The following is a 15,567-nucleotide window of genomic DNA, read 5'->3' as shown; positions in this document are numbered from 1 at the left end:
GAAGAGGTTCTCTTACTGCCTCCCGGCTACGGAATAACGCTCGAATGATTGATTCATTATTCCGGGAGGGACTTGTTATGTCACAATCACAATGGAAGCAAATGTTTTTGGGGGCTGTCTGCCTAACTCTCGCCGCAGCAATCTGGGGCGGTGTTTATGTCGTCAGCAAGGTCGTGTTGGAAGTGATTCCACCGTTCACGCTATTGATTTTGCGCTTTTGCATTGCTTTAGTCGTGTTGGGGGCATTTACCGTTGCTCGCAAGGAGCGTGTCGCGAAAAAGGATTATCCTCTTCTGATGACCATCGCCTTCGTCGGGGTCACGATCTCAATCGCCGCGCAATTTCTTGGTACCAAGCTGTCTACTGCTCACATGGGTGCATTGATTACCTCCGCATCCCCTGCCTTTATTGCCATTTTTGCGGTCTGGCTATTAAAGGAACGCATCCATCTAAAGCAGGCAGCGGGTATTTTGTTAGCGATGATTGGTGTGATTATCGTCATCGGTGTTCCAGATCAAGCTGACGCCCAGTCTTCCCTGACTGGCAACCTGATTTTGTTCGTAGCAGCGATTAGCTGGGGATTGTATACCGTTCTCAGCAAAAAGGCAACGCAGCGCTATTCGTCCCTGCTAGTCACTACCTACGTAGCATTGTTTGGCATCATCTTTACAAGTCCGCTCATGTTTTGGGAACTGTCTGTCACGCCTGTCTCCTGGCAATTTGGTTGGGACATCTGGGCAGGCGTCCTCTATATCGGGATGATTTCTACCGCAGGTGCTTTTTATTTGTGGAACAAAGGCTTCGAGTTGATGCCCGCAGGGAGTGGGGCCGGATTCTTTTTTGTTCAGCCCATTGTCGGTGCATTTTTAGGCTGGCTGTTGCTGCATGAGCATTTGGGCGTCGGCTTTTTCGCTGGCGGCGCATTTATTTTCCTCGGTGTCGCCTTGTCCACTCTGCGTACACGTAAATCGGCCAAAAATAAACGTGAAACAACGGAGGAACATCCTCTCCCTCATTACAACGAGAAGCAAGGCTAAGAATTATGTATGCTAACATGCTACGAGGACTTCCCATTCGTTGGGAAGCCCTCGTTTTCTTATGCTTATGGACGAAAATATTGCCGTACGCTTCCTTTTTCGAAAGTCAGCTCCACTTCAGCAAATGCTCCATTAATAAACGTGATTTGCGGCGGCATATGCCCACAATCTACATCGTAAAGAACAGGGACTTGCAGCTCAGCAGCCAGCTCCTGATAGACGTCTTCCACCGTATAACCTTCGACCGCCTGATTCGCTGGACTGCGCCCAAACATGATCCCCGCACAATGATCGAACCATCCGGCCAGCTTCATTTGTACCAAAGATCTGCGTAGATCAGTCGTAGAAAGCTCACAGTTTTCCAAATACCAGATGATCGCTTCATTCCCGATCTGTTCTTTTTGAAACGCTTGTACGTCCCCATACGGTGTGCCGATCACATGCCGAATGATATCGATACAGCCGCCAAGTAGCCGCCCCTGCATGTTTACGTGGGGAGTAGTCTCTGTGGTTTTCCATAGAGTCGGTTCCGTTAGGTGAAAGATATGCGGCGAAGGATTCGTATGCTGCCATTCCTTTTGATACATCGGGGAAGAGTACTGCAAGACCGATTCTCCCTTTTGCGTTGACAGAACCGTTTCCCACATGGCGGTCGTCGCATCCATATCTGCTCCACGCAAATCTATCAGATTCGTCCCATGGGCCGTAGCCATCCCTGTTTTTAATGTAATCGCGAGCAACAGTACACTCACATCTGAATAGCCTAACACCCATTTTGGTTGCATGGACTGAAAATCAAGCTTGTCTAAAATCTCAATCAGCAGCTCGCCACCCCAGGGAGGAATGATGATATCGACGTCTTCATCTTGCATCAGGGAGTTGAATTCGGCTGCGCGGTTTGTGGTAGGAGCTGACTTGGCTTTTTCCTGTGTCCAGACTGTATTTTTGCAAACGATGGAATACCCCCTGCTCTCCATACGACTGCATGCCAGCCTGATTAGTTCATGCAAATACTCTGGTACACCAGATGATGGCGCAGTTACCCCTATAGTAGCGCCCTTTTTCAACGATGGATACGTGATCATGCTTCTCCCTCCCGCTCGCTATGTATGATTTTGGATAATCATACCACATACCACCAAGGCATTTTTCAGGCTTTCTGTATCACTATTGATTAAGAACATACTGGTTTTAGAAACCTGCGAATGGAGAAGTGCATTTCCAGTCCTAGCGCCTCTGGAGCCAGCTTCACTTATGAAATCCTTCATGAAACTTCTACGTTTGAAGCACTCCCGCCATTTATTTCGGAGCGGACAGTCCACACCCTCAGTAGGGCGTAGGCCGAAGCGTAGACTGAAAATGCACTTCTCCTCACTACGGCTACTTTTCTTAGACAAAAAAAAGACGGCCTATAGCCGTCATCAAGGTATATAAAACGGGAGGGAAGTAGAGGAGTTCAAACAAACGTGTTTCCAGTTCGTGAATGATTACTTCTTGCTGGCGTCAGTCGTTGTAGACTGTCCAGTGGAACCGCTGCTTTCAGTTCCCGTAGCACCAGGCGATCCAGTGCTTGTACCTGCATCAGAATTGGCATCTGTCGCAGGTGCTTCCGTAGACGAACCTGTGTCCTTCGATGCATTAGAGCTGTCCGTAGAAGCGTCCGTTGTAGACTGATCTTGCGAAACCGAGCTATCGGTCGATTGTCCGCTATCAGTAGTGGAGGACCCCGGAGCGGTTTCGCTTGTCGTGCCCTCTGGTTGTGTCGCCGGTTCAGGAGTTCCTGTTGTGTCAGAGCAGGCAACCAAGCTGCCAGACAGGAGTAATGCGACAGTGGCAATGGAGAACCATTTTTTGTTCATGTTCATTCCCCTTTCATTCCTTGGCTTCGTGACCTTCTCGCTGTCACACTTATATCGTAACGGACAAAGATAACCATTCTGTAAGGAAAGTGGGAAAAAACGATGATCAAAATATGAAAAAAGTATGACCATGATCATTTTGATTGGATCATGATTTAGTTCTCCGGCTTAATCCTCGGAAGCCATATCGTAAAAGTACTGCCCTTCCCAGGCGTGCTCTCTACTCTGCATTTGCCATCATGCTGCTCTACCAGCTCTTTTACAATAGCGAGTCCAAGCCCTGTCCCTTTATTGTTTTTGGAACGTCCCCGATCCACTTTGAAAAAACGTTCCCAGATACGATCCAGGTCATCTGCTGCAATTCCCATCCCTGTATCGATCACTTGAATCTGTACGTATTCCTCTTCCAGCGAAGCACGCATGCGAATTTCACCTGCAGCCGTAAACTTGAGTGCATTCTTCACCAGATTTTTCAGAATTTGCGCGATCCGGTCCTTATCGGCATAAATTCTCGGCAGCTCGTCCTCTACCTCTACTCCCATGCGAATCCCTTTTTCCTCTGCTTCTTGATGGAAGGAAAAAGCAACCCGATTCATGACATCTGCCACATCGACAGGGAACTTGGCCAGATTTACTTCGTTGTTCTCCAGCTTCATCAAGTCCATCAGGTCATCCACCAAGCGGTTCACTTGCATCGTTTCGGTGTACATCACAGCGTAATACTTCTGTCGCGCCTCTTCTTCCTCTACCAAGCCGTCTTGCAACGCCTCAAGAAAACCTTGGATCGCGGTGAGAGGCGTACGCAATTCATGGGAGACATTCGCCAAAAAATCATTGCGCACTTGCTCCAGATGATGACGCTCCTGCTCTACCTTCTCCAGCTTCTGTGCCATCGTATTGATCGTTTGCGCCAAGTCGTTGATCTCGTCAGACGTATCGACCTGGACGCGCTCTGCGTAATTCCCTCGACCAATTTCAGCCGCTGTTCTCTCAATGGTTCGCAATGGGCGGGAGATTGACCATGACAAATACGAAACCATGATCGTAGAAAGAAGCACCCCAAACAATGTCGCCCACAGAATCGACTCGCGCATTTGACCAAAGGTTTTCTCAATTCCTTCAATCGGCGCATGCAAAATAATTCCGCCATAGACGTTTTCGCCCTCGCCCCACGGGACGGAGACTGACAACATCGGGTCATCCATACCTTCGATTTGCAGCTCGGTTACCGCACTTTTTCCGTTCAGCACGTTACCCGCGATGGAAACTGCCACGGACTTGCCTGTAAGCATCTCATCCTTCATCGAAGTCGCGACAATTTTTCCTTCCGTATCAAATAACCAGATGCGGGTATCAAATGACTCGTCCAGCATCGCCAGCTTGTCCAAGAGCCGTTTGTTTACTTCATTGCTGTTATGGATAGCGGCATTCACTTTTTTGGCCATCCGCAAAAGCTCTTCTTCTTTAGCGTTGTAAATATACTCTTTCGTAAAAAAGGAGAGAACGATCCCTGTAATCCCTAGCCCCACCAAAACGGTAGCCAAAAAGCTGACCAGCAGTCTGCGGTAGATACTTTTCGCCATACCTAGCATCAGTTATCCACCCCAAACTTGTAGCCGATCCCCCAAACCGTTTGAATGCATTCATAAGGGAGCTTATCTAAACGCTGTCTGATCTTTTTAATATGAACATCGATCGTTCGAACATCGCCAAAATAATCAAAGCCCCACACTTGTTCCAGCAATTGCTCCCGCGACCATACACTTCCCGGAGATTTGACGAGTTGAACAAGCAGATCAAACTCCTTCGGGCGAAAGCTCACCTTTTCCCCTGCAACGATCACTTCCCGTTTATCCAGATCAATCGTCAATTGATCAAAAGCAAAGGTCCGAAGCACCGCCTCATCTTCTACTTTTGGCTTTGGCTGCAATCTGCGCATAATCGCGCGGATACGAGCAACGATCTCACGTGGACTAAACGGCTTCGTTACGTAATCATCCGCTCCGAGCTCCAAGCCGAGTACACGATCAAACTCCTCATCCTTTGCCGTCAGCATAATAATCGGCGTATCCCACTTCTTGCGGATTTCCCGGCATGCTTCAAAGCCGTCCAACTGCGGCATCATGACATCGAGAATGACCACATCCGGCTGTTCCTTTTCCATCATCTCAAGAGCTTCTCGTCCATCTGTTGCTGCGATGAGCTCGATTTGTTGTTTTTCAAAATAAAGGCGAATAATTTCGCGTACGTTTGGATCGTCATCGGCAACCAAGACTTTCATCGTGGACATAGCCAATAACCTCCCTTCTTTCCAAACGACATAAAATGAAACATGCCGTTCAGACAATTTACGTTTTTCCATGGTAACATACATCACCCGTGTTGTGGACGGATAGAAGTCCTATCCAGCTGGTAAAAGCAGGACAGAAATTGTTTACGAAAATAAAAAAGCGAGTGGACCTAAAGCCCACTCGCTCTTATTCTTTACTTCGTTTCTCTTACAATCGGGACACTGCGTGTGAGGCTAGCCCACAACAACCCTAACAGTGCGCCTGCAAAAGCTGGCACCAGCCATCCAATTCCTACTTTGTACAGTGGCAATTGTTCCAGAATTGGTGTCAGTGAGTCGATAGACAATCCAAGCTGGGAAGCTCCATCCAACAGACTGATGACAGCCGTTGCCGTAATCGCGCCTACGTATACGGCACGATGTCCTTTGAACATCCGATCACAAAACGTCAGTAGCATCAGCACGATCGCCAGCGGATAAATCGCCATCAAGACAGGCACAGAGAAGGTAATCAGCTGCGTCAAGCCTACGTTTGCTACCGCAGCACTGAACACACACAGGATCACAGCCATTTTCTTGTAGGAGATGCTAGGAATACGACTCGAGAAAAATTGACTGCACGCTGTGACGAGCCCAACAGAAGTCGTAAGGCAAGCAAGCGTAACAGCTGCTCCCAGCAGGAGTGAGCCTAATGGACCGAACAGTTGATGCACAACCCCGGTTAGGATCTGACCGCCGTTTTCCGATTTCGCAAACGAAACACTCGTCGCTCCTAAATAGCTGAGGGCAAGGTATACGAGTCCGAGTCCCGTAGCGGCGAGGATACCGGCTTTGATCGTGGACCACATCACTTTTTTGCGATCGATGATGCCTCTATCCTGAACAGCCGATGTTACTACCAGACCAAATACCATCGCAGCCAAAGCATCTAGCGTCAGATAGCCTTCGATAAATCCTTTGAAGAATGCTGTATCCTGATAGGCGCCTGTCGGTTGTCCCACCTCACCCAAAGGAGAAATGAGTGATTTGACAAACATCAGACCAATGATGATCAAAAGAGCAGGTGTCAAGATTTTACCGATTCGATCCACCAGCTTGCTCGGGTTTAGACTCAACCAGAAGGTGATGGCAAAATAGACGATCGTGGTCACAAAAAGCGGTACCCAACTGCCTTTCATGGATTCAGGCAAATACGGCAACACGCCCATCTCAAAGGTTACTGTACCTGTCCGCGGAATCGCCATGAATGGACCAATCGACAGATAAACAATAAAGGTAAACACGACTGCAAACATCGGATGGACTCTTGACGCCATCGTCTGCAAATTACCACCAGCCAAGCCTACCGCAATAATTCCCAGTAAAGGCAGACCTACACCGGTAATCAAAAAGCCGAGCATCGCGATCCAAACATTATCTCCTGCAGCTTGTCCTAGAGCTGGCGGAAAAATCATGTTCCCTGCTCCAAAGAATAGGGCAAACAGCATCAAACCAATTGTAATTGTTTCTTTCGTGGAAAGTTCTTTCATATGAATCCTCTCAATATTATTTAATAAAATAAAATTTTCATTAGTATAACTTAAAATTTACTTACTATTCAACCTTTAATTTTTTAAAATTATTGAACTTTTGTTAAAAATGAAAGTTTTTACAGGTCAAATACCTCTTTTCTCTTAATCGCCCCCACTGCTTCCCATACGTACAGACAATAGATACTGCGCCATGGAGCCCACTTTTCTCCTAGCTTGCGAATATCGTTTTCATTTGGCTTCGATTTCATTCCATAGAGGTGAACAATTCCATTTCGCAAACCGATGTCAGCAGCTGGCAACAAGTCTGGACGCCCCATCCCAAACATGAGCAGGCACTCTACTGTCCACCGTCCAATTCCTCGCAGCGAAGTGAGGTACGTAATGATTTCCTCGTCCTTCATTGTCCATAGTCTTTCCAAATCTACCGTTTCATTCACAATGGCACGGGCGAAATCGATAATATACTCTGCTTTTCGCTGACTAAATTGCAGAGTACGCAAATCCTCCACAGTCAATCTCGCTACCGCATCAGGAGTCGGAAAAGCGATAATGCCCTCGCCGTTTGGGTTTTCTACTGGGTCGCCTGCCAGTGTAACCAGCCTCTCGGTCAAATTGGCTGCAAAGGTCAGATTGATCTGCTGTCCGATAATCGTCTTGACCATGCATTGAAACAAATCGGCATCCAGCATAAGACGAAGACCGCGAAACCGCTCGGTCAGGATGGCGAGTTCCTTTTCCTCCCTCATCTGCTCGTAAATAACGGATAGATCCAAATCGGCACTAAAAGTACGGCGAATCATTTTTTCTAGCAGCTGCCGGTCTGTCGTGGACAAAATGATCGCCTGTGTCTCGTAGCGCAATGTGGGTTCTTCCAAGCTGCCCACAAATTGCATATGGACCAGAACAGGCCGTAAGCCAATACGAAAGACGCGCTCTAGGCTATTTTTTTCTTTATTCACACGTATCTGCGTATCTGGATGTGTCTCAAGACGCCGAAGCAACCGGTCAAAAGAATATGGAGGAGTAAGCGAAATAATCGAATAATTCACAAGACTCTCACCTTTCCAGATAAAATAAAAACCTCCGGAGAATCCTCCGAAGGTGTCAAGTATACTTCGCAAAACTTATTTCGTAAACATTCCTTTGAGAACAAATTTTACGTTTGCCGGACTTTCTGCCAAACGGCGCATGAAATATCCATACCAGTCGTTTCCGTACGGTACATAAACACGCATTTTATAGCCTTCGCGAGCCAAGTCAATTTGGGACTGCGTGCGAATACCAAACAACATTTGGAATTCAAACTGTGTGCGCGGGATGCTGTGTTCTTTTTCCAGCTTTTTCACAAAATCAATGATGTTGTCATCATGAGTTGCCACAGCAGCGTACCCGCCGTTCAACAGATGCTGCTTGATGATTTTTTTGTAGTTCTCATCTACATCTGGCTTGTTCGGGTAAGCGACTTCAGGAGACTCCTTGTAAGCTCCTTTTACGAGACGGAAGTTCACTTTTTTGTCCTTCAGGCTGTCGATATCGTCCGATGCTTTGTAGAGATAAGCCTGAATAACGGTTCCGACGTTGTCGTACTCTTGCAGTAATTCGTTCAGAATCTCCATGGTCACGTGATTGTGTGCGTAGTCCTCCATGTCGATACGAACGAAAATGTTTCCGTTTTTCTTAGCCGAATCCAAAATGCGTCTCATGTTGTCCATGCAAAGCTCACGGCTGATGTCCAGACCGAGCGAAGTCATTTTCAACGAAAGATTACAATCAACACCGGATTGGTGGATCGCTTCCAGCGTTTTGATGCAATAGTCAGCAGACTCGTTTGCTTCCTCTACGCTGAACACGAATTCGCCCAGATGGTCCAGTGTGCAAACGAGACCTTGCTGGTTCAGTTTGCGAACAGCGCTGATTGCCTCCGCAATGGTTTGACCGGATACAAAGCGACTCGCTCCAAAGCGTAGACCCCACTTTTTCGCGGCAGAATTTAAGGTTTTGTTTTTGGATAAAAATAGAAAGAAATCCTTCATAGCTTGTTCCATCGTTGACTGTCTCCTCCTCAACGTACTCTGTCCACTTTTACTAGCATGAATCGTGCCAACTTATTCTCGTAAGCGCTATCGTGATGTCTATACGACGTTTTCAACACATATGTACATTGCGTGTCTATTCTTGTACACTTCTGATTAGATGTACAACAGGGACGAGCCGTTTTCCTGTTAGTTTGGATAAGAGGTGACGATTTGAAACCGTTATTTTCGCTGGATAGTACGATCTCTTCCTTTGCGATTCCGCTTCCACCTGATCTTGTCAAAATACGTGCAGGTGAAACTGTAGGTGAATGGGTTGATAAAGAACGAAAGGGCAGAGTCGTCATCGTCTCTTCTACAACCACGCTCGAACAATCTATCAGCCACATTCTCGCTGGCCCAAGCGTTTCCGATCTGCCGACACTCGTCATCGTGGATGAACAAGGCACTCCGACAGGAATGGTTGAGCCATACCAGCTCATGACTGCCCTTGTCGTGTTGACCCAAAACCAGTCTGCCCTGCTCAGTACCTTGATGGATACGATGAGTGAGGCCGTCACTATCGTGGACTCCCGCAACGTTGTCCAACACTGGAATCGGGCAGCAGAAACTATTTATGAAATCGATCGCGCCCAAGTCGTCGGAACTTCTCTCGATGAGCACTTCGCGAGTGAATCGATCCGCCTGCTCGATGCGCTGCGTCAAGGGACATCCGTTCAACGTGTCTATCATATTCCTCGTCCTGATAGTCATGTACTCATTAATGCGGCACCGATTCGCCGCGAGGGTGAAATTATCGGTGCGATTTCTATTGAACAGGATATTACCGAGTTGGTTCGTCTCAATGAAGAATTAGCACATACGACGGCCCATCTCCACAATTTGCAGCAAGAGATGAGTCGGTTTCAGGCAGCAGACGATCCTTTTTATGCGATCAAGGGGCATTCTGCCTCGATTCAATCCGCTATTGGTTCCGCAAAAAAAGTGGCGCAGACGGATGCGACTGTGCTGATTTATGGAGAAAGCGGCGTGGGGAAAGAGCTGTTTGCCAAAGCAATTCATCAGGCAAGTCGCCGACATGAGAAGCCTTTTATCGCGATCAACTGCGGTGCCATTCCTGCCGCTCTGTTCGAAAGTGAGCTGTTTGGTTATCAGGGCGGTGCTTTTACTGGAGCCGAGAAAAAAGGCAAGCCTGGCAAGCTGGAGCTAGCGCATGGCGGGACACTTTTCCTCGATGAAATTGGGGAGCTGCCGCTAGAGTTGCAGGTCAAGCTGCTTCGCGCCTTACAGGAACGACAGTTTTACCGCGTAGGCGGAACGGAGCCAATCACCGTCAACACACGGATTGTAGCGGCGACAAACAGACAGCTGGAGCAAATGGTTGCAGACGGTCGTTTTCGCGAGGACTTGTATTATCGGCTGAACGTCTTTTCTCTGGAAATCCCACCGCTTCGCGAACGACGCGAGGATTTGCCAGAGCTCGTGCAAATTTTCATTCATGAGTATTCGGTCGCCCATGACCACTCCGTACCACGCATCTCTCCCGAGGTCATGCAAGCGTTGTTCGAGTACAATTGGCCGGGGAACATCCGACAGCTTCGCAACGTCATTGAACGTCTGTCGATCCTGCAAGAAAACGGCGTTATTTTGCCTGAGCATCTGCCGTCTGTCATTCGCAGTTACGCAGAACCCACACACGTCTCTGCGCACACGCCGATTGGGGGAACGTATGCGCCGCCGACTCCGACACCGCCGTCTATCATACGTCCGTCGATTGCGTACCCTTCTCAACCTGCGAACGAAAAAGAGCGCATTCTGGCAGCGTTGGAGCGCACCTACGGCAACAAAAAGGCAGCAGCCGAGCTGCTCGGCGTATCTCGCGGCACCCTTTACAATAAAATGAAGAAGTTCAATATAAACGAGGAGTCTTTCAAATGGGATTGATAACATGGTCCGATGATACGTATCAAATCCATTATGCTGGGGAAACGATTGTCCTTTTGCCGAAGGAATACGCCTTGTTTCAATATCTGTACACATGGAAAAACCGGGCCTTTTCAAGAAGTGATCTGCTGGATCGCGTCTGGCCGCTGGAAGAACCGACAGACCGTACTGTCGACGATCACATTTACCGCTTGCGGAAAAAACTGCAAAAGTGGTCGCATCTGCTCACGATTGATACGGTCCGAGGAATCGGCTATCGGCTTACTCTAAAAGAGCAGCAATCGCCTAGTCCATCAGCATTAAACAGCAATTTCTCCGAGAACATCCAGAAGATGCTAACCACTTACCACGGCATGGGTATGGGGGCCGCCTTGCAGACGCTCTATGCCAATCAACAAGTGCTTGGCTTCCAAATGGACTCTTTTTACGCTACCTATTTGCGGTTTGTTGTCGGTAACTTCAACTGGTTTATCGAGGATCAAGCTTCACCTAAGTCAGAGAAACTGTTTTATTGGTTCCATTTGCACCATATGACACAATTGGACTCACAAAAGACAATAGAAGTTTTTGAATGGGCAATGAGAAATCTGGAAAGCATGCCTGCTACTTTTCAGGATGAGATGAAAATCAATGCAGTCGGCGTATACGCTCATGCGAAGCAATGGGAGCGAGCCAAAAAACAGCTGTTACCCGCAAGAGAGGTTGTCGAACGAGTCAATTCACCCGGCTTCCAACTCTTTCTTCAATCGCAAGAAGCCTTCCTGTATCTACTGATGGGTCAGGTGAATGAAGCGGAGGAAGTGATTCAACGCTCAAATGACATCTTGCAGACACTCCCCATGCAGCGTGAGCTCGGCAGCTTCACCATTGCTCACGGGCTTTGCTTGTACCATCGACAGGAGATCACCAAAGCGCGCCGCGTGGTCGACGAAGGCATTGAAGTCGTCCGTGCCACCAAGTTCGTCCCTCACCTGATTTATGCCATACAAAGTATTTTGTTTTTCTTCAGGAACTTCGGCTATGATGCAGAATGGGAGCGCAAATACCAGAAAATCTGGACGGAATTATCCGAAGAGTACAAGTTCGACTACTTGCAGAAAAAGATTCGTGCCATCATCTCATCGACTATCTGATATTCCTCTGACAAATCCCTTTTATCATCGAGTTAACAGATCGATGGAGGGATTTTTTTGTTAAAAGAAAATAGAACGTTTCGTACGCTGTTCATCTCTTACGGACTGTCTACGCTTGGCGATTGGTTTGATTTTATTGCGGTATCCATCCTGTTGGGGTTTGTATGGAAGGTTGATCCGATGACGATGGCCCTCCTGCCCGTTGCCTATGCAGCTCCAAGCATTTTGCTCGGGCAGTTTGCCGGGGTGCTTGCAGACCGCGTGAACAAGGTACGTATGATCATGACGATGAATATCATTCAGGCTGCTCTTACTCTACTCCTGCTTGCCATGCCTACTCCGTTCTGGTTCCTATTGGTCATTGCCCTGCGTTCAGGTGCCTCTGTCTTCAATGATCCAGCGCAGCAGACCTTGACGCGTCAAATCGTACCTGAGAATCAGTTGTTACAAGCCTCTGCTTTGAATGGAGCCGTATACCAGATGGGGAAATTGATCGGTCCACTTGCCGGAGGATTGGTAGCTGCCGTTTTTGCACCCGCCATTTGTCTGATGATTAATGCTTCGACATTCCTTCTCTCTACAGGATTTCTGTTCACGATTCGTAAAGTGGAGAATACGTTGCCTACTACATCCGTAGAAGAACAGCCTCTCCCTTACCGTCAAGCATGGCAAGAGGGCTGGCGGATCTTTTTGCAAAACCGTGTCCTGTTGTTCAGCACGATCTTCGCAACTATTACCTCGTTGGCGATTCAGTTGGCAGATACACAGTTTCCCGTAATCTTCCGCGAGAAGCTGCCCGACAATCCGGAAATGCTCGGATTTACAGTCAGTGTCATTGGATTAGGCGCACTTGTCACCGTCACCTTGCTACATCGCTTAAAAGAGATTCGTTCCTATGGGTGGGTGCTGGGCGGTGGCGTTTTGCTCATTGGAATTAGTTTTTCGTGGATTGGATTATTCCAGCCGGGTGATGGCATGTATTGGCTGCTGATTCCCGCTATATTGGCTGGAGTCGGAACAGGTCTGACTTCGGTCGGCGCCAATTATCTGGTACAAAAAGAAAGCCCCCCGCAAGCACTGGGCCGCGTGAGGGGAATTATCGATTCATTGACGAGTGCCACTTTCATTATTGCTCCGTTGCTCGGTGGTGTCATTATGACCATCTTGGGTCCAAACACTGCTTTTTTATGGGTCGGAGTGTTAATCGCTGCAATTGGCGGAGGCGCTGTCCTCTTGCAACGTTGGATTTGGGGGAAACGAACAAAAGACGTGGCTGTGGCTGTCGCTACGGCTGGATCGGAACGAGTCGGATAATTTTATCGTCCCCTTCTCTCGGATCTCCACGACCATCGCGGTTGTTGGTCAACAAATAGAGTGTGCCGTCTTTTCCTTCGACCACATCGCGCAATCGTCCGAACTCGTCTTGGAACAAAGTAGCAGTCTCCAATACCGTATCAGGTCGAGTAGCGTCTAAGCTAATTTTTTGAAGCTGCTTACCCCTGAGGTTCGCTACGAGCAGTTGTCCTTTCCACGGCCCTTTGGATACAAACGTCATGCCAGAAGGAGCCCATGTCGTATCACCGCTTTGCAGGAGGGGGGTTTTCATCCCCTCTTTTTGCTGTTCACCAAAAATGACCGGCCAGCCGTAATTTGCGCCCGGCTCGATCCGATTGATCTCATCATGTGCAATCTGGCCGTGCTCCGAGCTGTAGAGTATCCCGGTATCCGGATACCATGCGATGCCTTGCGGGTTGCGATGTCCATAGCTGTATACAGGTGAGCCGGAAAAAGGATTGTCGGCAGGAATGGTTCCATCCAGATTGATCCGCAAAATTTTTCCGGCGAGACTTGCCCGACCTTGCGCAAACATCGGCTCATGCGCATCGCCTGTCGTAATATAGAGACGCTGATCCGGACCAATTTTGATCCGTCCTCCGTTGTGGATTGAGCTTCCCGGGATTTTGTCGAGGAGTACCTTATCAATCTGTGCGGCATGGTTTACTTCTCGTAGTCGCAGGACACGATTGAAAGTAACCTCTCCCTCTTTGTATGTATGGTAAACGTACAAGTAGTGGTTATTCACAAAATCTGGATCGAGCACAAGGCCCAACAGCCCGCCTTCTCCCTCGCTTATGAATGGGGCAGGAAATGAGATGAGCGGTTCCGGAAGCAGCTTGCCTGACTGAATCACTCGCACTCTTCCTGGTCGCTCTGTGAAAAAGATCCGACCATCCGCGGCTATATCCATAGCCCAAGGCACATCCAATTGATCAGCGAATATCTCCATCCGATATGGAAGAGACTGTTGAGTTGGCTGCGATTCTGTTGCAGGATTCGCTTCACAAGCCACAACCGGCATACTCAAGATCAAGGTAAGCACACACACCATCCATTTTTTCCACATCTCACGTTTCCTCCCTGTGCGATTTGTCCAGTAGGAACCAGGAAGCATTTTAGACAAAGTTTCGCTAATGTATACTTCTGTTCCTCTTCGCTTCACAAAAAAACTATCTGGATGTCCTCCAGCAGTTCTGCCGGGGCCGAAGCCCGGTGACATGTTTTCCAGTCGCCTGTATCCTCTCTTCGTTCGGGCGGTCTCCTTCCAAACATATCACCGTGCTCCCACAGCTGAGGTGGACGTCCAGTTTTTAGATCGTTTGCTTGGTTAGCCATGAAGTCTATTCCGTTTTTTCTTTGCCATTTCATCCTCTTTTATGCCTTTTCAAATGCTGACTGTAGCCGCTTCTTCCCCTCCAATAGCAACCAAAAAAGGCAAAAAAAAATTGGTCCCCATTGAACCAATTCACGAAAAGACCTACTCGATATTCACTTGTCTTCGTTCCTCGATTTGCCGATGCAAAATGTACTTGCGCAAATTGTGAAAATGACGTGCATTGATTCCTTTGATCGTACAGCCGTAAAAACAGTTCGGACCCTCTATTCGTTCATGAATGATAACCAGGTCTGTTTTCACTACCCCATCCGGGCGATTGCGACCATACAATTCGAAGGAAAAGACAATTTGCTGATCCGCAGGAATCTGTTTGTCTGAGCGGAATGCCAGACCTCCCAGACTCAAATTCACCAAGTACACCATTTGACTATAAACGGAAAAAAATGAGTCTGGCTCCTGCGTCGGATACTGGATCCATCCCTTAACCTCCATGTCGAAACGGGGATAGCGTCTGCGCTGTTCCCGAAACTCAGTAGCTGTTGGAGAGTGGAACAAAAACAAGCGATTTTTGTCTTTAGCCACGACTACGGCTTCAAACGTATTGATCGTTTCATAATCAGCCGTCAATAGACAAGGGATCTGATCCCCTACAGTGACATCAAATGGGCTGGGAAATACGGCTTCGATCAAGTCCCCTTCTTCATAGGTAACATGACCTTCTATCACTCGATTCCCTTTTCTAATTTGTATTATGCTTTCCATCTGAGTTCTCCACCACTTCGCACAAATATATTACCGGGATTTCCGAAATCTTTACCTGGATGCTTTTCGCGGAAAATAAGGTATAATGGGAACATTGACAGATAGGAGGTTACAGACCGATGAATCGTTATCAATTGGTAACACTGGCTTTGGCATTTTTGGTAACCGCCTGTCTCATCGGAGTTGGCATTGCCATTGGGGAAAAAAGCCCCCTCGGTATCCTTGGCTGTATCGTTGTTGCCTTCTCGTTGATGGGATTTGGCTTTTCGTACAAGCGCAAGCATATGCGCTAACCTCTTCTCC

The 15,567-nt window shown here is 48.0% G+C and carries 15 protein-coding genes; 5 read left to right on the top strand and 10 right to left on the bottom strand.

All coding sequences use genetic code 11. The features are described from left to right. Positions 1-77: 77 nt before the first annotated feature. Positions 78-1,037: a DMT family transporter gene (locus tag ACM6JA_RS28185; RefSeq protein WP_414855059.1), complete on the top strand. Its 960-nt coding sequence runs from the start codon at positions 78-80 to the stop codon at positions 1,035-1,037. Between the two features lie 65 nt (positions 1,038-1,102). Here the strand turns inward: ACM6JA_RS28185 and ACM6JA_RS28180 are convergent, their stop codons facing one another. From ACM6JA_RS28180 to ACM6JA_RS28150, 7 genes are all read right to left on the bottom strand, one after another. Beyond that, complete coding sequence (locus ACM6JA_RS28180; protein WP_414855058.1) at positions 1,103-2,122, bottom strand: S66 family peptidase; 1,020 nt, start codon at positions 2,120-2,122, stop codon at positions 1,103-1,105. Positions 2,123-2,524: 402 nt separating this feature from the next. Beyond that, a complete protein-coding gene (locus ACM6JA_RS28175) occupies positions 2,525-2,896 on the bottom strand; it encodes a hypothetical protein (protein WP_414855057.1) in 372 nt (123 codons plus the stop codon). Between the two features lie 155 nt (positions 2,897-3,051). Further along, positions 3,052-4,488, bottom strand: coding sequence for an ATP-binding protein (locus ACM6JA_RS28170; protein WP_414855056.1), 1,437 nt, complete (start codon positions 4,486-4,488; stop codon positions 3,052-3,054). Further along, the gene (locus ACM6JA_RS28165; RefSeq protein ID WP_007722748.1) at positions 4,488-5,186 is read right to left on the bottom strand and encodes a response regulator transcription factor; all 699 of its coding nucleotides are present in this window, start codon (positions 5,184-5,186) and stop codon (positions 4,488-4,490) included. Before ACM6JA_RS28165 ends, ACM6JA_RS28170 begins: the two co-directional genes overlap by 1 nt. A gap of 194 nt (positions 5,187-5,380) precedes the next feature. Continuing rightward, positions 5,381-6,715, bottom strand: coding sequence for a branched-chain amino acid transport system II carrier protein (brnQ, locus tag ACM6JA_RS28160; RefSeq protein ID WP_414855055.1), 1,335 nt, complete (start codon positions 6,713-6,715; stop codon positions 5,381-5,383). Positions 6,716-6,834: 119 nt separating this feature from the next. Next, on the bottom strand, positions 6,835-7,767 hold the full coding sequence (locus ACM6JA_RS28155; RefSeq protein WP_414855054.1) for a DNA-3-methyladenine glycosylase family protein: 933 nt from the start codon (positions 7,765-7,767) through the stop codon (positions 6,835-6,837). Positions 7,768-7,842: 75 nt separating this feature from the next. After that, positions 7,843-8,763, bottom strand: coding sequence for a proline dehydrogenase family protein (locus ACM6JA_RS28150; protein WP_007722740.1), 921 nt, complete (start codon positions 8,761-8,763; stop codon positions 7,843-7,845). 201 nt (positions 8,764-8,964) lie between these two features. Here ACM6JA_RS28150 and ACM6JA_RS28145 point away from each other — a divergent pair, with 201 nt between their 5' ends. The 3 genes from ACM6JA_RS28145 to ACM6JA_RS28135 are packed head-to-tail and all read left to right on the top strand — an operon-like array spanning position 8,965 to position 13,142. Beyond that, on the top strand, positions 8,965-10,695 hold the full coding sequence (locus ACM6JA_RS28145; protein WP_414855053.1) for a sigma-54 interaction domain-containing protein: 1,731 nt from the start codon (positions 8,965-8,967) through the stop codon (positions 10,693-10,695). Beyond that, a complete protein-coding gene (locus ACM6JA_RS28140) occupies positions 10,686-11,828 on the top strand; it encodes a winged helix-turn-helix domain-containing protein (RefSeq protein ID WP_414855052.1) in 1,143 nt (380 codons plus the stop codon). The genes ACM6JA_RS28145 and ACM6JA_RS28140 overlap by 10 nt, the downstream gene beginning before the upstream one ends. Positions 11,829-11,885: 57 nt before the next feature. Then, positions 11,886-13,142 carry an MFS transporter gene (locus tag ACM6JA_RS28135; RefSeq protein WP_414855051.1) on the top strand — a complete coding sequence of 419 codons (1,257 nt, stop codon included), beginning with the start codon at positions 11,886-11,888 and terminating at the stop codon, positions 13,140-13,142. Here the strand turns inward: ACM6JA_RS28135 and ACM6JA_RS28130 are convergent. The 3 genes from ACM6JA_RS28130 to ACM6JA_RS28120 all read right to left on the bottom strand — a co-directional run bounded on the left by ACM6JA_RS28130 (position 13,114) and on the right by ACM6JA_RS28120 (position 15,264). Beyond that, positions 13,114-14,232: a PQQ-dependent sugar dehydrogenase gene (locus ACM6JA_RS28130; protein ID WP_414855050.1), complete on the bottom strand. Its 1,119-nt coding sequence runs from the start codon at positions 14,230-14,232 to the stop codon at positions 13,114-13,116. The genes ACM6JA_RS28135 and ACM6JA_RS28130 overlap by 29 nt on opposite strands. Positions 14,233-14,324: 92 nt before the next feature. Next, on the bottom strand, positions 14,325-14,501 hold the full coding sequence (locus tag ACM6JA_RS28125) for a hypothetical protein (protein ID WP_414855049.1): 177 nt from the start codon (positions 14,499-14,501) through the stop codon (positions 14,325-14,327). Between the two features lie 142 nt (positions 14,502-14,643). After that, entirely contained in the window at positions 14,644-15,264 is a 621-nt protein-coding gene (locus ACM6JA_RS28120; RefSeq protein WP_007722725.1) for a PilZ domain-containing protein, read from the bottom strand. Positions 15,265-15,383: 119 nt separating this feature from the next. On the opposite strand from ACM6JA_RS28120, the gene ACM6JA_RS28115 reads away from it, so the two are divergent. Then, positions 15,384-15,557: a YlaF family protein gene (locus ACM6JA_RS28115; protein WP_007722723.1), complete on the top strand. Its 174-nt coding sequence runs from the start codon at positions 15,384-15,386 to the stop codon at positions 15,555-15,557. The last annotated feature ends 10 nt before the right edge of the window (positions 15,558-15,567 follow it).

It is taken from the genome of Brevibacillus sp. IT-7CA2, from assembly GCF_949767855.1.
In the GTDB taxonomy this organism is placed as follows: domain Bacteria; phylum Bacillota; class Bacilli; order Brevibacillales; family Brevibacillaceae; genus Brevibacillus.
The sequence above is the reverse complement of the archived record's forward strand: the minus strand, read 5'-3'. Positions and strand labels throughout refer to the sequence as shown.